This window comes from Hippea sp. KM1, from assembly GCF_000526195.1.
Taxonomy (GTDB): Bacteria; Campylobacterota_A; Desulfurellia; order Desulfurellales; family Hippeaceae; genus Hippea.
Map to the genome: position 1 here is coordinate 94,962 of NZ_JAFP01000001.1, position 17,669 is coordinate 112,630.

General features: G+C 37.7%; 15 protein-coding genes. 4 read left to right on the forward strand and 11 right to left on the reverse strand.

What is annotated here, in order from left to right; genetic code table 11:
- The first annotated feature begins 213 nt into the window (after positions 1-213).
- The 4 genes from D891_RS0100480 to D891_RS0100495 all read left to right on the forward strand — a co-directional run bounded on the left by D891_RS0100480 (position 214) and on the right by D891_RS0100495 (position 2,785).
- On the forward strand, positions 214-651 hold the full coding sequence (locus D891_RS0100480) for a 5' nucleotidase, NT5C type (protein WP_029951854.1): 438 nt from the start codon (positions 214-216) through the stop codon (positions 649-651).
- Positions 648-932: a hypothetical protein gene (locus D891_RS0100485; protein ID WP_025209089.1), complete on the forward strand. Its 285-nt coding sequence runs from the start codon at positions 648-650 to the stop codon at positions 930-932. Before D891_RS0100480 ends, D891_RS0100485 begins: the two co-directional genes overlap by 4 nt.
- Positions 933-1,003: 71 nt before the next feature.
- On the forward strand, positions 1,004-2,293 hold the full coding sequence (locus D891_RS0100490; RefSeq protein WP_025209090.1) for a TIGR02452 family protein: 1,290 nt from the start codon (positions 1,004-1,006) through the stop codon (positions 2,291-2,293).
- A gap of 12 nt (positions 2,294-2,305) precedes the next feature.
- The gene (locus D891_RS0100495; RefSeq protein WP_025209091.1) at positions 2,306-2,785 is read left to right on the forward strand and encodes a WapI family immunity protein; all 480 of its coding nucleotides are present in this window, start codon (positions 2,306-2,308) and stop codon (positions 2,783-2,785) included.
- Between the two features lie 4 nt (positions 2,786-2,789).
- Here the strand turns inward: D891_RS0100495 and D891_RS0100500 are convergent, their stop codons facing one another.
- The 11 genes from D891_RS0100500 to D891_RS09890 form a co-directional block, all read right to left on the reverse strand.
- Entirely contained in the window at positions 2,790-5,603 is a 2,814-nt protein-coding gene (locus D891_RS0100500; RefSeq protein ID WP_025209092.1) for a PD-(D/E)XK nuclease family protein, read from the reverse strand.
- A complete protein-coding gene (locus tag D891_RS0100505; protein ID WP_025209093.1) occupies positions 5,593-8,685 on the reverse strand; it encodes a UvrD-helicase domain-containing protein in 3,093 nt (1,030 codons plus the stop codon). Before D891_RS0100505 ends, D891_RS0100500 begins: the two co-directional genes overlap by 11 nt.
- Positions 8,686-8,791: 106 nt before the next feature.
- Positions 8,792-10,339, reverse strand: a complete 1,548-nt coding sequence (locus D891_RS0100515; RefSeq protein ID WP_029951855.1) for an ATP-binding protein — start codon at positions 10,337-10,339, stop codon at positions 8,792-8,794.
- Positions 10,340-10,383: 44 nt separating this feature from the next.
- Entirely contained in the window at positions 10,384-10,725 is a 342-nt protein-coding gene (locus D891_RS0100520; RefSeq protein WP_025209096.1) for a hypothetical protein, read from the reverse strand.
- A gap of 53 nt (positions 10,726-10,778) precedes the next feature.
- Positions 10,779-11,339: a hypothetical protein gene (locus D891_RS0100525; RefSeq protein WP_025209097.1), complete on the reverse strand. Its 561-nt coding sequence runs from the start codon at positions 11,337-11,339 to the stop codon at positions 10,779-10,781.
- Positions 11,340-11,350: 11 nt separating this feature from the next.
- Entirely contained in the window at positions 11,351-12,919 is a 1,569-nt protein-coding gene (locus D891_RS09035) for an AAA family ATPase (RefSeq protein ID WP_025209098.1), read from the reverse strand.
- Positions 12,920-12,964: 45 nt separating this feature from the next.
- The gene (locus D891_RS0100535) at positions 12,965-14,443 is read right to left on the reverse strand and encodes a hypothetical protein (protein ID WP_035556344.1); all 1,479 of its coding nucleotides are present in this window, start codon (positions 14,441-14,443) and stop codon (positions 12,965-12,967) included.
- A 124-nt stretch (positions 14,444-14,567) separates the two neighbouring features.
- Positions 14,568-14,801 carry a hypothetical protein gene (locus tag D891_RS0100540; protein ID WP_025209100.1) on the reverse strand — a complete coding sequence of 78 codons (234 nt, stop codon included), beginning with the start codon at positions 14,799-14,801 and terminating at the stop codon, positions 14,568-14,570.
- 64 nt (positions 14,802-14,865) lie between these two features.
- Positions 14,866-15,384, reverse strand: coding sequence for a hypothetical protein (locus D891_RS0100545; RefSeq protein WP_025209101.1), 519 nt, complete (start codon positions 15,382-15,384; stop codon positions 14,866-14,868).
- A gap of 21 nt (positions 15,385-15,405) precedes the next feature.
- Complete coding sequence (locus D891_RS0100550) at positions 15,406-15,972, reverse strand: hypothetical protein (protein WP_025209102.1); 567 nt, start codon at positions 15,970-15,972, stop codon at positions 15,406-15,408.
- Between the two features lie 297 nt (positions 15,973-16,269).
- Positions 16,270-17,658, reverse strand: a complete 1,389-nt coding sequence (locus tag D891_RS09890) for a J domain-containing protein (RefSeq protein ID WP_025209104.1) — start codon at positions 17,656-17,658, stop codon at positions 16,270-16,272.
- Positions 17,659-17,669: the final 11 nt, after the last annotated feature.

Consider the following 17,669-nt stretch of genomic DNA (forward strand, 5'->3'; position numbering starts at 1 on the left):
ATAAAAATTTCTCTAGTGCTTCTGCTTGCATTGACCAATTGGTATTCTATAGATATACTTCAAAAAGTCAATATTGTTTACTGTGTGTTAATTTTTTGTTTTGTTATTTAAATTAAGAGTTTTACTTGACAATTGTAAAGAATGCGAGTTTAAATAAAATTATTAAAGTGGAGGGCGGTATTTGTGATTAAAAAACAGATTCTCTATATCGATATGGACAATGTGCTTGTGGATTTTCAATCAGCGTTTTCGAAACTTCCAAAGGAGATATTAGATAAATATGATGGTCGTTTAGATGAAATACCGGGTATTTTTTCTCTTATGGAACCCATGCCGCATGCTATTGAATCTTATATTAAGCTTGCCGAGATATTTGATACATATGTTTTATCAACTGCTCCTTGGGAAAATCCTACTGCCTGGTCTGATAAGCTAAATTGGGTTAAAAAATATCTTGGAAAATATGCATACAAACGACTGATACTTTCTCATAACAAACACCTAAATCACGGAGATTTTCTTATTGATGACAGCACTAAAAACGGCGTTGATAAATTTATAGGTGAACATATACATTTTGGAACACCTGAGTTTCCGGATTGGAATGCTGTTGTCGATTATCTTATGAAAAAAGTCGGAGCAGAACCATGAAAAGCAAATTTAAGGATGTTCCTATTGATGAGGATACCACAATTCTGTTTCAACAGGAAGCGAGGCTTGGAAATTACGATGTTTTGTATCAAAAGTGGCTTTGGGATGGAATAGTTGCTGAGAGTATTATTTTTGCGAAGGAAGATGTAAAGGATCTCGAAGATGAAGAAATTGAAAAACTTGTAAAATCATCGCCAATTGTAAAAGAAGGTTCTAAAATTACACTTAAACACTCGGATAGCGGCTATGTTTTTGTAAATTTTAACTTTGATATCCAGTGAATTTAGTGGTGTAAAATTGCCTTCTAATTTTAGCTTTTGATTTTTAGTATTAAAATTGCAAAGGGGGTTATATGTCTATTCAGCTTGAAGGAATCAGCGTTATAATACCTATAGAAAAAATAGAAAAATTTTATCCAGGCGGTTTTAAAAAGTATAAAAAGGATAGAGGGCTAACTCATGATTTAGAAGGGGTTGTTTTTGATGATTATATAGTGAGGGAATCAGCAGCCAATCCAATGGACGTAGGTTTAATCGTTGATCAATGGGAAGAGTTGGGTCTAAGGGCTATATCGGGCAGGGGTAGAAACAAAAAATGGAAGGATATTTGTGTTGTTGATTTATTTGACGGCCCAACTTTGGCTTGCGACTGGATATCTTTTAGTAATGGTTATGTTTCTTATCGTGACAATAAATCCAATGGAAACTATACGGCATTTGACCCTGTATCGTGGATAAAAGGATTTAATAAAGCTTTGAAAGAAGTAAAACATGACAAAAATGCCCGTATAGCTCTAAAGAAGTTTAGAAAAGAAATATTTGAACAAACCGTTGAGATAGTAAAGAGAGGTTTTTATGAGATAAATGGAAAAAGGGTTCATATCGACAATATGCTTGCACATAGGCTTACACACTTTTATGATAGTGTAGAACCGCTAAAGATCGAAGAACCCGATTATGAAACAAACTTTTCTGTTATAGAAGCAGACTGCCTTGAAACTGCAAGTTTACTTAAAAAAGCCGGTTATAACCCTTGTGTTTTGAATATGGCCAGCAATAAGCATCCAGGAGGAAATGTTGAAGGCGGGGCAGGTGCTCAAGAAGAAAACATATTCAGAAGAACAAATATTTTCTTATCCTTGTTCCAGTTTTCCGATATTGCTTATGAGTATGGAGTAGAAAGAAACCCAAAGAGTTATCCAATACCAGAGACAGGTGGAATATACTCAGAATACATCACTGTCTTTAGGAGTTCTGAGGATACAGGCTATAGTTTATTAAATCAGCCTTATATTTTAAGCATTGTAAGTGTTGCTGCTGTGAATATGCCGGAAATTATAAAGAAAGGCAGAGAATACTGGTTGACAGAGAAATATGCAAATCTAACAAAAGAAAAAATCAGAACCATGCTTAGGATATCTGCTATAAACGATCACGATTCTATTGTTTTGAGTGCATTTGGCTGTGGTGCATTCAAGAATCCACCAAACCATATAGCTCGGCTGTTCAAAGAGGTTTTTGAAGAGGATGAATTTAAAAATAGATTCAGGTTGGTTGTGTTTTCTATTATTGATGACCATAATTCTTGGAAAAAGCACAATCCAAGGGGTAATATACTGCCATTTTTAGAAGTATTTGGATAAAAAGGAGTTTCCATGCAAAATCCTGCTGTTGCTTTTAAGGCTCGAAACGGGTTGGTTTTTTCTTTTTCTATAACCGGCTATCAGTTCCCGGATATTGAGAGTTTTGCTGATAAATACGACAAGAACTGGCTCAATGTCAGGGTGAATATTAAAGACAAAAGCGGTGCTGAGTTTAATGCAGAAGACCCATCCATTTTGACATGGGAGCTAAAGGAGCTTCTTGAGTGGTTTAAAACCATATCCAGAGGCAAAGAGCCAGAATACAATGCAATTGGGTTTATAGAGCCTGCGATCTATTTTGAGCTGCTCGATAAAAGCCCAGATAGTAAAGTTAAAATCAGGATTCATCTGTGCTGCGAGCTTAAGCCCAAACAGCTAAAACCAAACCATGAGGATGACGAGTTCGTTATTGATGTAGATCTATCGCCCAAAGATATTGAAGAGGCAATAAACGGCTTAGAAAAGATCATTGAGCTATTCCCGCAAAGATAGCCTTTTAACCTCCGAATTTACAGAAGTAGTTATACGGGCAGAAACTGCATCTGTCTGATGGCAGGGCGTAGATATATTTGGAGTTTTTCATGTGGTTTAGCGTATATCGCAGGAGGTCTTTGTATGTTTCTATGTCCTTGCTCGTTGGGCCTTTTTCTGCTGCTTTGGTTTTTCCTAAATAGTGAAGTTCCGTTGTTATTTCTTTATCCTTCCACATATTTGATGCAATTAACATATAGACGGCAAGCTGGAAGGAGACAGCCGTGTCTCTTACCCCTTTTAGTTGTTCGTCGTTGAATAGGTCGTGCTTCAGTTTTTGGTTTAGCTGTGCAATCTTTGTTGTTTTTGGTTTTAGGCTGTGCATGCCGGCTTTGTAGTCAACTATCCTTAAAGTATCACCAATCTTATCTATTCTGTCTATTTTTCCCCAAAGTGTGGCCTTGACTCCTGAGTCGAGTTCCATCTCAAAAGCACCTTTATCGTATTCTGTCTCGATAACCTCAAACGGTTTGAAGTCTTTGCTGTTGGTTATTGCCAAAAAGTAGTTGGATAGCCTGTGCTTTAAAATGATGGGCAGGCCAGCCCTTTCAAATTCTGATAGCCTCTCTAAAAAGCCCCTGGTCTCTTCATCGGGGTTTTTAAAGATCTGGTCTAATCTTTTTAAGATACTCTTTTTTATCTTTTCTAAATCGCTTTTACTCAACCTCTTACCCTTAAACTCTTTAAAGCCTTCCTCAAGCAGTTTGTGTATGATGCTTCCCAATAGATTCGCTTCAAACTTATCCTCCAAGCTAACCCTCGGCTCTATCTTTTTGATATATCTTAAATAGTGGGCATACGGGCAGTTTAGATAGGCGTCTATCTCTGTGGGTGAGAAGAGTGTTAGATGGTTGAAGTAGTTTATAGCCTCTTCATCCTTTTCTATGTAATTTGCGGTGTCTTTTGCAACCTTAAGGCTTATTTTTGGTGTGCATATATTTGGTTTTTTGTCCTTTAGCTCCTCAAGCAGGATTAGCTGCTCTGCAAACCTGCTTTTTATGAACTTCTCCATGCCCGTTGAGCCAACCTTATACATGATGTGGGCTTTCCTTGATGAATATATGAGCCTAAAGAAGTTATACCTAACGAGTGCTTCCTTCTGTTTAAATGATGTTAAACCCAAAGCGACCTTTATCTCCTCAGGCAGAAGCGGGTCGATTTTGTCGGCAGAGGGCAAGACACCCTCGTTGACATCGGCCACAACAACCTCATCAAAGGACAAAGAGCGAGCCTCAAGCATTCCCATGATTTGAATGCCTTTTAACGGATACCCTTCAAATGGAACCTCTATATCTTTTAGTATCTCTTTGGTTAGCTGATAGGCAAATTTTAGGTCTATGCTTCTGTCTGCTAAGCTATCTATGGCATCTATGATCTGGGCCTGAAGCAACTGAAGTAGCTGGGATTCAAGCTCAAATCCCTCTAATTTTTTCTCATCAATACGACCAATCAGCCCCATAAATGCCTCTTTTAGGGCTTTGAGACTGTCTATATTGACAAAGTTGCTTATGAGAAAGTGGATAGCTGAGTTGTTTTTAAATGTATAGCTCCCCGCTCCTTTTTCAAATAACTCTCTTTTTATCTCTTTAGCCTCTTGAATTATGTCGTCTTTAAAAAGGCCTATGATGCTTGAGTTTAGAAGCTTAAGCAGCAGCTTTGAGTTTGCAGTCTGGGGCTTTTGCCCCCTGTTTTTCAAATCAAGCGCAAGCTCAAAGACTGAGTCAACAAACATGCCGATATTTGTGTTTAAAAATGGAAAGCCCATTGTTATGTTTATGTTGTAATCCTTATCAATAAAGGAAAGAAGGGGGAATAGCGTTGCCTGATTGGGCAGTATTACAGCAAGCTTATCCGGTTTTTTTATCTTTTTGTGCTTTTTTAGGATATTGAAGATTGCCTCTGCCTGTGTATGCGTGTCTGCAAATTGATAGAAAGATAGCTCTGTTTCTGGCTTGGCAACCTTTTTCTCTTCTTCTTCACATCCTTTATATATTGTCTTTGCGTTTATAGCTTTTTTGAGTTTTGCCTCAAGCTCGTCTATCACCTTAAAAGTCGAAAAGCCTATCTTGCCCTTTGTCTTTTCCCTTTTTAGAAGGTCTGTTTGGGATAGATAGATTATGTCGGCAATGGTTGATATGTTCTTTATAATTTCCAAATCGGAGTTAGAAAGATAGACAATGCCGCTATAGATAAAAAGTGAGCCTCTAAAATCATCTTTGAATGCATCTTTTTTTGTTATCTCAACCGCACGCCTGAAGCTATCGCCTGAGTATGTGAAGTCTTTTAAATCCTCCCTGTATTTCGCATATAGGCTTTTTAGCCTGCTGAGTATACGCTCTGCTTCCTCAATGGCTTCTATGTATTGAAAATCGGCAAGCCTTTCATCCAAGAGTTGCCTATCTATCTCATCAAACAGGGACGACAGCCTCTTTGCCCATCCAAGGAGCCGTGCATCATCTGTGCCAAATAGCGACTCTTTTTCACCGATGGTGGATTTTATCAAATCAAGGAAGTAAAGCTGCCTAAAGAGCTTGGTCTGTATGGTCGGTGCGGGGTTTAAGTATTCTGTCACTATCCACTGCACAAATTCATCGATTGTGAAAAAATCCACACCTAAAGCGATTTCTGGGCTTATCTGTTTTTCTATAAACCTGATGGGGCGCTTGTTTGCCGATATGAACACTATCCTTTTGTAATTGTCCTTTAAGGATGTAAGGAGGTTTGCAATAAACTCAGGATAGTTTTTGCCTAAATCGATTTTATAAAACTCAGCCGACATGGACTATTTCCCTTTCATCTGCATAGTATATGATGCCCTTTGCCTTTTTGAATAGCTTTACATAACCCTCTATCTGCTTTATGTGTTCGTTTTCTTTTTTGCCGCTTTTGAAGTCTATTATGTAAATCTGGCCGTTTTTTGTTGTGATTCTGTCTGGTCTTAGGATGTTGCCGTAACTGTCCACAAACTCCTTCTCGTTGTGGAAGCTTTCTATCTTCTCAAAGTAATCCCTTAAATCTTCAAGCGTGTTTTTTATCAAACCAACAGCCTTTGGGTTTTCGTATCCCATTACGCTTTTTGCCTTCTGATAGGCTTTTTCTGCTGCCTCGTCTATATTTTTACCGTCTGTTGAGCCAATGAATGACATGGCAAGATGATAGAGATTGCCCAGCCTTTTCTCCTCTATGTTGGTATTGAAGGTCTCTTTGGGATAGACCTTTAAAAACTCCCTCGATATAGAGACTCTTTTGGGCAACTGCTCAATCCCACAATCACCATCACTAACACTATCACTCTTTCTCTTATCCTCTTCCTGCTTCTTAAGTTCCCCAAGCTTTAAAACCTTAAGAAAGAACCTTTGCTTCAGCTTATCCGGATATGCCGCTTTAAGGATGGAATCAAGCATATCACCCGATGTCATTCTGCTGCTCTTTTTATTTTTGAATGTCCCTATTATGAATAGGTTTTCTTTTGCCCTTGTATTTGCAACATACATGAGGTTTAGGGCTTCTATGAACTGCGTCTTTATAAAGTCTGTGTATTGCTCTGCTGCATCATCCAAGAATAGCCTGATTTTGCTATCTAAATTCAGAAATGCCTTTTTGTCTTTCAAAATAGGCGATAGGTCAACGGCTCTATAGAAGTTTTTTGGATAGCTAAACAGACTCCAATCATAAAACGGCACAACAACCGTGTGGCTTTCAAGCCCCTTTGCCTTGTGTATGGTCATGATCCTTACCGCTTCGACCTCTTCGTTTAGGGTTATGGTGATGTCTGGGTTGTCATAGAAGTATTGAATAATCTCCTGAAGGCTTTTTTGTTGCTCTGTTAGCTTCAAGACCTCTTCCAAGAGCCTATCGAAATAGACCTTGTTGTTTTTGCTGTCAAACCCATCAAGGCTGAGCAGCTTTACAAAGACCTCATAGGGCGTTAATCCCTTTATCTGCTCAACTATACTGTCTATGTCTATATTGCAATTTAGAAGCTCTAATGCTCTTCTGTATACGGGTTCTTCTTCAAATGCTAAAGCAGAGGCAACAAGCAGAAGCTTTTTTATCTCTATGTTGCTTGTTAGTGTTAGCGAATCCTCAGTAATGAATTCAATACCTGGGAATTCCTCTTTGAGCCAGGCAAAGACCTTTTTGATGTTTTCCTTCTGCCTGATCAGAATCATAATCTGTGAGGGCTTCAGTTTGAACTTGTTTATGAGCCTATCCATTAGCTTGAGAATGCTCTTTCTGTAAAACTCATCCTCGTTGTCCTTTATTGCATTCTCATCGGCGAGTTTTATCTCGATATAGCCCAAAGTCTTGTTTTTCTCTTTGTTTATCTTCTGATAGGAGTATTTGTATATATCGATAATGGCGTTTTTTATCTTATCTTTTGCATCGTTTTTTGAAATAGCAGAGGCAAAGTCCTCATTAAGCAGCTTTGCAACCTTGAATACCCTGTTGTTGAAGCTCACTATATTGCCCTCTGATCTGTAATTTACCTTAAGCCTGCTCTTTTTTATACCTCTTTTGGATGTAATCCTGTCGAATATGGTGTAATCTCCGCCACGCCAGGCGTATATTGCCTGCTTCTTATCGCCCACAACAAAGACGCTGCCCTCACCTGCAAGGGTGTTGTCGATTAAGGGCTCCATTGCCTCAAACTGGCTGTGGGATGTATCCTGAAACTCATCAATCAGATAGTGGGATATCCGCTCACCGAGTCTGCAGAAGGCATAGCTTACACCCATATCCCTTCTTAGGATACTGCTAATATCTTTGGAGATGGTGCTGATTTCAACAATATTTAGGGAGTTCTTTATCTTTTCTTCAAGCTGATTTAGCTTATTTAGCTGCTCTCTTATTATCTCTGTTTCATAGACACCCTTTATGAGAAAAAACTGCTCTGCTGTCTCTATTAGCCTGTTTAGGCTCTCGTTGAAGGCTTTTTCTGTCTCTGGCGGAAGGGTTTTGTTGTTGTTAAATATCTTGCTTTCCCCTGTTTGCCTTTTTTTGAGCTTGTCATAGTTGTCCAAGAGGTTTTCCTCAGTTAGCTCGGTGAGTGTTTTGGCAAAGGTTTTATTTAAGGCTCTATTCTTGCTTTTGGCCAGCTCCTCTGTTGCTATCTTTTTAACAATTTCGACATGCTGCTTCGCCCTCTTTTTCAATACCTTTTCAACATCTTCTAAGTTTCTTGCCTCAATATTGAACCCTGAAGTCAGATCAGAAAATCCAATTACATCTTCATCAACTTCAACTTCTTCAAGCCTCTTAAGACCTTTTTTAACAATAGCCTTTGGGTTCATCCCCTCGTATTGGCTAAGTAATAAGAGCCTCTTTAGAAAATCCAGCAACTCCTCTGCATTGGATCTGTCCGATACAAGCGTTTCAAAAGCCTCATCGAAAATCGCATCCCTATCAAATGTTATCTCATAGTCCGGATGTATGTTTAAGTCAACGGAAAAGGCTTTAAGGATTCTGTTCATGAACGAGTCAATAGTTGTTATGTGGAAGTCTGAGAAGTTCTCGATAATCTCAATGAGCATCTTAAGTGATGCGTCTTTATCAAGCCCCACATTGGGGGCATTGTCAGATTGTATATCGGCAAGTGATTTTAAGAACGATATGACCCTCTCCTTCATCTCAGCGGCGGCTTTATTTGTGAAGGTTATGGCTATGATGGAATCTATGGAATTTGGAATAACATTAAGTTTACAATTTGCAGAGCAGAGATTTGGATTAGTGGCTTTTTGTTTTGCTTTTAGGTATAGGCTGAGCAGCTCTAAAAACCTCTCAGCCAACCTGTATGTCTTGCCGCTTCCCGCAGAGGCTTCTATGGAGAGATTGCTGGGTGGATTTTTTATAACTTCCATATCCTAATCATCTCTTTCTTTAATACACCCCCCCTTTTTTTTCCACCTCGCAGTGCAAAAAAGGGGCATTCTAAAATCCCATCTCCCCATCCACTCATCCACCCATCTACCCATCCACCCTCTCAACTTCCCACTGGCTAATATTCCTCTCTCTTGAATCAAACACCATCCCAATGAGGTATATCTCTTTGTTCTCATTCAAGTATTTCTCATAGTATCTTCTCTCTTTTATCTGCTTTATCGGTTTGTCTTTCTCCTGATCTACTTTGAACTCTAAGATGAGGATCTTATCCTTCATCTTAACTGTTAAATCAATCCTTCCCTTGTTTGTTATATCCTCAGGTATCACATCGTAGCCCAAAGCCATTAGGTAGACAAAGATAACGCTACTATAGTATCCCTCATACTTGGATATGATGTTGTTTGCATAGTTCTGATAGGGAATGGTTGCAAAGATGGTCTTTAGGTGGTTGATGAAGGAGTGAAAGTCGTTGGTCTTTAGGGCCTCATAGAGGTTATCCTCATATCTGTACATCTCCTGTCTCTGGTTTGTGAGGTAGAGGATGAAAAGTTCATTCAGGGAGTATTGGATCTCTAAGTTTGGTATCTTCAGCTTATACTTCAGCCTCCCTCTTTCATCTGTTATCCTCTCATCTATCGTCAAATACCCCGTCTGCCACAGAAGTGCTCTAAAGTCAATGTATTCCACATCAAAGGCCTCTAATGCTTCTTCTGATATGAGTGCATTCTCAATCTCTGGTATGTAGTGGTTTTCTTCCTTTAGCTTCTCTATCAAGAAAGATGGATTTCCTGTCTGCCACCAGTAGTTTCTAAACTCATGGTTTTTGGAAAGAAAGAGCAGTATGTCAAATGGGTTGTATAGTGGTTTGCCAAAGTAGTTATAACCGTTATACCACCTCTTGACCAACTCTAAGTCTGCACCCTCTATTCTGTCTTTGAAGACAGTCAACAGGTCATCATGTGTATAGCCGCAGATTTCTGCATAGTTCTCATCAATTGTAATATCCTCTAAGTTGTTCAAACCACTGAATAGGTTGAGCTTTGAGAACTTGCTTACTCCAGTAATAAAGACAAACCTGATGTATCTGTCGCTGTCCTTTATTACAGAGTAGAAGTTCTTTAGTATGTTTCTTGCCCTTTTTGCCATATCCTTGTTTGTGATGTTGTCAAGGATGGGTTTGTCGTATTCGTCTATGAGGATGACGACTCGTTGGGAGTGTTTAAGATAGGCTTCTTTTATGAGTTGTCTGAAACAGTCTTTGAAGTCATTTAGGTCTTTACACTCTAAACCCAGAGTCTCTAAGTTGTCCTCTAATATGTACTTTATCTCATTGATTGTCTGGCTCTCATCTAAAGAGTAATCCCCACTGCCAAATGATATCCTTATGACAGGGTGGGGCTTGAAGTCATACTTGTCATAGATGTATAGCCCTTTGAATAGCTCCTTGTGCCCTAAGAATATCTCTGCCAATGTGTCAAGGAAGAGTGATTTGCCGAAGCGCCTGGGGCGGGAGAGGAAGTAATACTTGCCCTTTGTCAAAAGCTTGTATGCAAACTCTGTTTTGTCAACATAGTAATAACCTTCTTGTATGATCTCGCTAAAGGTCTGGATGCCTATTGGAAGTTTTTTCATGGTATTTAGAATTTAGCAGACGCAAGGTTAAAAATCAACATAGCTTAAGCCTTTTTAAGGTTTTCAATTAATGTTTTGGCTTTAGCAAGTATCTCTTTAAAAGTTTCCAATAACTTTTGTTTCAAACCTGGCTCTGCGTTTTTCCAGATTGCCTCTACAATTTCTGGGTTGTTTTCTATGAGCTCCTTTGATTTTTTGTATCTAACAATGCCTTCTATTATCTGCTCTGCATCCCTTTTGGCCTCTTCTTCGGTCAAAAAAGCTCTTTTCTTAAGGATTTCAGCCAGAAAGTCCACTATATCCGTTTTGCCGTCCCAGGCATCCAAATCTTTAGATATAGACTCCATTATCCTATCTATTTCATCATTGCTTGCATTGAAGTTCACTTCACACCTCCTGAATTTTTAAGGCTTTACCAGCAAATCTATTTTTGCATTTCCTATCCAAACAAACCAAACAACTTTTTCACTATCTTTTTACCTGTTTTAATAACCTTCTTAGCAACTTCTCCTACTTTTTCAACAGCTTTTCTTGCTATACCTTTTGCTATCTTTGGCGCCTCTTTTTTTACCTCTTTAATGGTTTTATTAATGCTTTCTGATATTTTCGGTGCAAAAGGCTTTATAAGATCTGACACCGTCTTAACCTTGTCGGAAACAAAAGAGACTGCTTTGTCTACTACAGTTTCAACAACTTTCTCAACAATCGGGGCTACAACTTTTGAAGTGGTCTTTTTTATAAATTCTTCTTCTGCCTCTTCCTCTGTAATTTCTCCCTCTAAAAACTTTCTTCCTGTTTCTTTTATATCTTCTATGAAAGCACCATTTATTCCTGCTTCTTTTGGGCTGACCTCATCAGAAACACCGGCCTTGCCACCGATATAAAGGCCCAAAGACTGCACAAGCTCATCTTTCTCTATATCCATATCGTTTAAGTCCTTCTTGAATGGTATAACCTTACCGTTTTTCTCTAACCCCTTTTCATCCTTTTCTTTGTCCATGACTACCTCCATCAATTAGCAGGTTTAAATGAATACTTCTTAAAGGCTTCCCTTAATGTATCCACTTTGTCTTTTAATACCTCAGACATAGGCTTGATGCTTCCGCTCCTTATTATGTTTAGTATGTCCTCTGTGCTCACACTATTTTTCCCTTCTATAAAGGCATTTTCTACAGCTTCAGACACTATAGCCTCAATGTCTGCACCTGAATATCCAACTTTCATTGCATCTAAAACTCTATCGAGATCTATGCTATTTGGGTCTTTTTTCCTGTTTTTTAAATGTATCTTGAATATCTCTCTCATTGAGTCTCTATCAGGAAAATCTACAAAGAATATTTCATCGAATCTGCCTTTTCTCAAAAACTCAGCAGGTAGTCCAGATATGTCATTGGCAGTAGCAATTAAGAAAACGGCTTTTTTCTTCTCCTGCATCCATGTAAGTAGTGTTCCAAATATTCTGGTAAGCGTGTCATTACTATTGTCTCCGATGCCGGATAATGCCTTCTCTAATTCATCAATCCATAAAATGCTTGGTGCTATGGATTCTGCCGTTAGAATGGCTTTCCTTATGTTTTCTTCTGATTGACCAAGATAAGGGCCCATAACCCTTCCCATATCCAGTCTCAATAGGGGCAAATTCATCAACTTGCCGGCATATTTGGCAGTTAAAGATTTACCGCAGCCAGGCATCCCCACGAGCAATACGCCCTTTGGCAGATCAACGCCATTTTCTATAGCCTTATCCAGGTTTCTAAATATCTTGTTTTTTCTATTTAACCACTCTTTAAGGTTTTTTAGTCCACCAACATCTGTGGATATACCCCTTAAATCAACAAACTCAACAATTGGGTTTTTCTCCGCCTTTTGTTTTTTGTAGTCCATGAAGAAATCTATGTCTTTCTCATCCAAGCTCCCGTCATCTGATATTGCAATATATAGCAAATTCTCAATCTCTGAATATGTAAGGCCCTGAAGAGCAGATATTAGCTCGTTTCTTAGTTTGTCTGTAACTATTAGGGAGTATTCCTGTATTATTTCATCCAAGATTTCCGATATTTTGCCTCTATTTGGGTATGAAAACTTAAAAACTATTATGTCCTGTTCCAGCAGTGGCGGTATAATAAAAGAATCTGAAATGAAAAAAATGGATGCATAGTTGCCTTTTTGTTTTATATCGTTCACAACATTTTTCAGCATTCTAATATTTTCCACACCTGAAGGGCTTTGTTCGTTTATGGTTGTCTCGGCACTCAAAACAGCAAGAGCAACTTGATGCTCCGACGAAATATCCCTGATAAACTTCATGGCTTCGTAGAAATTGCCTATGGCATCAATTTGGTTCTTTATTCTTATGAGCAATTTTCTTTCTGAGTCTTTGTGAAGCTGCACAACCCGGTTTTCGTTTATCCATCTAAGCCCTTCAGCTTCGTCGTATGTAAAAACAGGGCATCTATCATTGATGGTTTCAACAGCTTCTGTAATTACATCCAACGCCTCAAGCTCTTCTTCGGTCTTTAGATATATAAGCGGATGCTTTGCGTTTATAAGTGTTCCTATTCTGTCTACAAGATTTTTCATTGTGAGTCTTCACCTCTTTCTAACTTAAAAAGTTTTGAGTTTCTTTTATTTTTGAACATACACCCCCAACTCATCTCCTTTGATTTTCAGCAAATCACACAGTTTTTTCTTCGGCAGGTCGTGAATGGCTTTTCCTACAGTATTTAAATATTCATTAATCTTTTGTTTTTCTACAGTGTTTAAATATTTATTGATCTCTTGTTTAGTAATATCGATAAATTTTTGTTGAAAGGAATTTAAAGTATATAAATAAGCTTTGTAAATGCCAGATAAATATTCCCTTATTATATGTTGTAATTGTTGCCATGTTAAAACTTTTTCTAGACATCTTTTTGAGTATAATCCATTTGTATATTTACATTCTTGTGCTATTTTCATAATTTTATTTTTTATTTCATTATTAAATTCATTGTATTTTAATTCATTATAATACATAGGATCTTCTGCATCATCCATAATTTTTTGAAGTATACTTCGTATACTTCTGTCAATTTTAACCTTATTCATTATATCTTTTAGAAAACCTTTAAATCCGCTGTAAAAGTCGTTTGGTGTGTCAAGGTTAGCTCTTATCAAATTTGATGTATATATATCTTTTAAATATATTGTCAGCTCTTTTTCCAAAGTTTTAAATTCTGCGTTTATAAACTCGTCAAATTTTTTGTCTAATGCTTGTAGTTGACTATTTTCTGATATATAATAAAGATTTCCTTTAATTGTAAAAAAAACTCCATACTCAATTATATAATCTTTTACATTTTTGATTCCCCACCACATGCTTTCGATTCTCCACAATATATCATCTTTTATATTTTCTTCTGCTCTATTTAAAATTTCCTTTAACTGTGCACTTAACTCATTTTTTACTTCATCTATTTTTCTTTCTAATCTTAATATGCTTGTTTTGATTTTCTCTTTATTTTCGTAAAAATGAAGCTCTCTCTTTATAATCTCAACAACATCCTTGAAACTATACCTTTTCTTATATTCTAACTTTGCCTTATCTTTTTCAAAACTTAAATTATCGTCCGTTATCAAATGATTGCATTCAAATGTCAAATTTTCAATAGCAAAGCCTTCGCAGGTCACGCAAACAATATTGGCTCTAATCAATGTTTCACTTTTCCCTTGACCTACAATCTTTACTGGTTTGTCTATATAAAGCCTATCAAATACAAAAACACCTTTAGAAATTTCTATTGCACCGGTTTCACCTTTTTCAAGCAACTCAATGACTTTAGAGTTGTCGGTTGCTATGTTAGAATCCAAAGAAAAATCGACATCTTTAATTTCAATGCCAAATATACCTGCCAGTTTCTGGATGCTTTCTTGGATATTGTCCGGGTCTAAACAATCAGCATAAGTTTTCCCAAAACCTTGAAGAAACCTCTTTAGCCTTCCATCCTTTGCAGGAAGTATCAAATCCTCTGGATGGCTTTTGAGTATCTCTTGGATATCTTTAAGTGTTCTTATATTTTTAGAGCCCAAAGAAAAAGGTATGCTCGCTCTCCTTCTGTTTGCCACTTTACCTCCCATTGATTTTAAAAACTCAAAATAACCCTTCAGCAAAACAAAGCTGTTATAGTATTTGTGCTTTAAAAAAGCTATTCTTTTTATCTGTCTTTGTCAAGACACCTTATTTTAAGCCCTACGCTTTTCTCTTTGTCCCCTCCAAGAACGCCTTTATGGCAACGCCTACTAAGTTTTCATCTGAAAAGACCTTTTTGGCATCTTCGATTAGCTCAGGTTCCTTGCATGCAAGGTAAGCGCCGAGTGAGCTTGCAAGTGTTACTACTGCCGGTAAGAAGATAGACACAGGGTCGCATTTTGGTTTTTTGTTGTTTGTCCCCTTCTTGTTTGGGTTAAACTCTACAATCTTCATCTTTAGCCCTCCTTCTTTGGTTTTTTACCTATTTAAGAACATTGATCCGAAAAATACCTTCATTTCATACAGAGACCTTTGCAAATACGCAATCTCTGAAGGTTACTATTTGGCAGCTTTTAACGAGCCCTTCCTTTTTTAAAAACTCACAAGCATCTTTTATTGCGTGTTCGTATTTCTCATTTTCCTGTATCAACCAGATGTGGTTTAGATTCACATTTTTCAGGTAGTCGAACATCTGTATGCCAATAGCAACGGCAAAACACTGTGTCAATTTATCAAGGTTATAGAAATCATCAGAAAACCTCTTTATAGCGTCATCGCCACTTTTTGTTTTAGGCGAATGCCAGGATATCCAGGCAGAACAGTTCTTTGTTTCGTCCTCCGTTTTAATCTCTGCAATCTCTATTAGCTTTTCGTTGTTATAGATTACAAAGTCTGCACCGTGTAAGGTTTTGTCTGTTAAAGAGGTTTTGCTAAGGTCATAACCTATGTGTTCTTTGAAGAAATCAATGATGATGTCTTCAAAGTAGAAGTGTTTTCCTTTAGAGTATTTGCTGTCTATTTTATAACTTAAGCTCATATCACCCTCCATGACTTCTTGTCATTTCTCATCCGCAACTTTATCTCCCAATTCTATTTCTGCCGTTCTTAATAGAATGCACCTGGCGTGGTAGATAAAACCATTCCATTTTTCTATCGCATTCGCTATCACATCTGCAAGAAATTTTCCTGTTTCTGTGGCATCAAGTGGAACTAAGACCTCGTGGTTTATTTTCTTTCTTTGATTTTTTAAGTTATCCTTGTTATTACTTTTTATTTTTGGCTGGTGTTTTTTGTAAATGTCTTCAAGCAGTTTATCTACATCCATCTTTACTATGCTTGCCTCTTTAATCTCATCGGAACATAACCAATTGGTTCTGTTGCAATCAAGACAACTTTTATCAACTTTAATTTTGTTGTCCTTATCCAATAAATTGTATTTTAGCAAGAGTCTTTTTACACTGTATATAAACCCTTTCATCTCTTTTTCTGTCTTAAAAAAGTCTCTTACAAAAAAGGGGATAAGCAATATCTTAAAAAGAGACTCAAATAAAGACATTGAAATCTTTTCTTTTTCTATTAGTAGATTCAACTCATCTTTAAAAAACATAAACTCCCTCTTGTTCATTGGCTCCTCCTTAATTGCCCTCTATGATTAAGTAAGCTGACTCCACTGATGTGAGCCCGATTGAGGACATTTTACCGACTGATTCGGCATGTTTTTTGAATAAATAAGGATTCCACATTTCCTACATTGCCATGCCTTTAACCCGGGTCTTGGGACAACATCGCCATCGTTTGTGGCTATAGTCCATTGGTGATTGCCCCCGGCTGGGCAAGCTGAAGATTGAGGCATACTATTTGACGGGATTAAGAGAGAACAATTTTTACATATCCAGACCTTCATTGTGTACCCCTCCTTTGATTAACTAAAGTTTTTATATCTCTTCAAAATCTCATAAGCTGAATTTATCTCTTTTATCATCTCATCGCTGTCTGTATTTCCAGCATCGGGATGCCAATAGGCAGCAAGCTTTCTGTAGGCCTTTTTAATCTCCTCTGGCGTTGCATCTATTGATACGCCAAGTATTCTGCATGCCCTTTCAACATCAGATTCAGAAGCGGAGCTATAACTATAACTCTCTTCTTGGCTCTGATATTCCTCTTTATATGAGTGTTGGTAGTTGTCGTTTTCATAATCAAATTCGTTGTCAAATCTCTCGTAGTAGTATTTGTTTTCTTCATCTTCCTCTTCATATCCTAAGATAACATTTGCCTCTTTTATTATGCTTTTTAAGTATTCAAAGCACTCGCTCCATCTGTTTTGTGAAATGAGATACCCTATGTTTCCGCTAAAGAGCGCTTCTTTTAGCTTTTTGACCCTTTTGTCTGGAAATAGCAGGTTAAGGATGAAAAATCTTCTGTTTTCAGCCTCATTTATCAATTCCTTTGCCTCTGTGTAAAGCTCAAGAGCTATTTTAATTCTATCGTGCTCTTGTTTCGCCCCTGTATATGCCTCATGTAAGATGTTCAGTATAAAAGAGGGACTGTTTAGAACCGTGCATTTGCTTTTAACTATTTCGTCCTCTGCTTGAAATATGTAGTCAATGAATGTGGGATATGAGCCGAGAAACTCCTTTGCCTCTAAGATATCGTCTGATAGGTCTCTTGTTTTTCTTACCAAGCTTGCTATCTCACTCTGCATTCTGTTTACTTCCATGTTGAACTTGTAAACCATGCCTGCTTCTACTCTGGAAGATGGTGAAAGGATAAGCGTTGAAAGGAAGGAAACTACAACAGTCGTTATAAGTGCCGTTACGAATACCGCCTTTGTCCCTGCATGCAGAGTTACCTTCTGTGGTGCATGGACAACTACATCTGACATATACCCATTCTTTAGCATGTAAACAGAAACAAAAGCGCCAGCTAATGAGCCAAGAAGAAAAGACAAAACAGGAAAAGCTCTGAAAAATAGGGGAATTTTCTCTTTGATTATGCTGTTTAGCTTATCATACAACACATAGGCCTCAATTTTTGGTTCATCGTCTAAACCAATTGAAGACAGAGAGCATCTTAAATCTACTACATCGCATAGATTGACCTGGTTGTGTATCTTTGAAACTGGAATTAGCTTCATTATGGCTGAATTGACAATAATAGCTATAAAAACAGATGGCGCTGCATACACCAGAATTTCAAGCAAAAACAGGGCAAGGTATATCAGATACACCCCAATCCCAAGGATGGCCGAGAGGATGAAGAGGGAAACGCCGAGGAAGGCTATGGCAACGATTAAAAAGATTAGCAGCGACATTGCTTCTTGTT

What these genes read in the sequence shown, in the direction of transcription:
- D891_RS0100480 (WP_029951854.1), top strand. Translation starts at nt 214, where the DNA reads ATGGACAATGTGCTTGTGGATTTTCAATCAGCGTTTTCGAAACTTCCA.
- D891_RS0100485 (WP_025209089.1), top strand. Translation starts at nt 648, where the DNA reads ATGAAAAGCAAATTTAAGGATGTTCCTATTGATGAGGATACCACAATT.
- D891_RS0100490 (WP_025209090.1), top strand. Translation starts at nt 1,004, where the DNA reads ATGTCTATTCAGCTTGAAGGAATCAGCGTTATAATACCTATAGAAAAA.
- D891_RS0100495 (WP_025209091.1), top strand. Translation starts at nt 2,306, where the DNA reads ATGCAAAATCCTGCTGTTGCTTTTAAGGCTCGAAACGGGTTGGTTTTT.
- D891_RS0100500 (WP_025209092.1), bottom strand. Translation starts at nt 5,603, where the DNA reads ATGTCGGCTGAGTTTTATAAAATCGATTTAGGCAAAAACTATCCTGAG.
- D891_RS0100505 (WP_025209093.1), bottom strand. Translation starts at nt 8,685, where the DNA reads ATGGAAGTTATAAAAAATCCACCCAGCAATCTCTCCATAGAAGCCTCT.
- D891_RS0100515 (WP_029951855.1), bottom strand. Translation starts at nt 10,339, where the DNA reads ATGAAAAAACTTCCAATAGGCATCCAGACCTTTAGCGAGATCATACAA.
- D891_RS0100525 (WP_025209097.1), bottom strand. Translation starts at nt 11,339, where the DNA reads ATGGACAAAGAAAAGGATGAAAAGGGGTTAGAGAAAAACGGTAAGGTT.
- D891_RS09035 (WP_025209098.1), bottom strand. Translation starts at nt 12,919, where the DNA reads ATGAAAAATCTTGTAGACAGAATAGGAACACTTATAAACGCAAAGCAT.
- D891_RS0100540 (WP_025209100.1), bottom strand. Translation starts at nt 14,801, where the DNA reads ATGAAGATTGTAGAGTTTAACCCAAACAAGAAGGGGACAAACAACAAA.
- D891_RS0100545 (WP_025209101.1), bottom strand. Translation starts at nt 15,384, where the DNA reads ATGAGCTTAAGTTATAAAATAGACAGCAAATACTCTAAAGGAAAACAC.
- D891_RS0100550 (WP_025209102.1), bottom strand. Translation starts at nt 15,972, where the DNA reads ATGAACAAGAGGGAGTTTATGTTTTTTAAAGATGAGTTGAATCTACTA.
- D891_RS09890 (WP_025209104.1), bottom strand. Translation starts at nt 17,658, where the DNA reads ATGTCGCTGCTAATCTTTTTAATCGTTGCCATAGCCTTCCTCGGCGTT.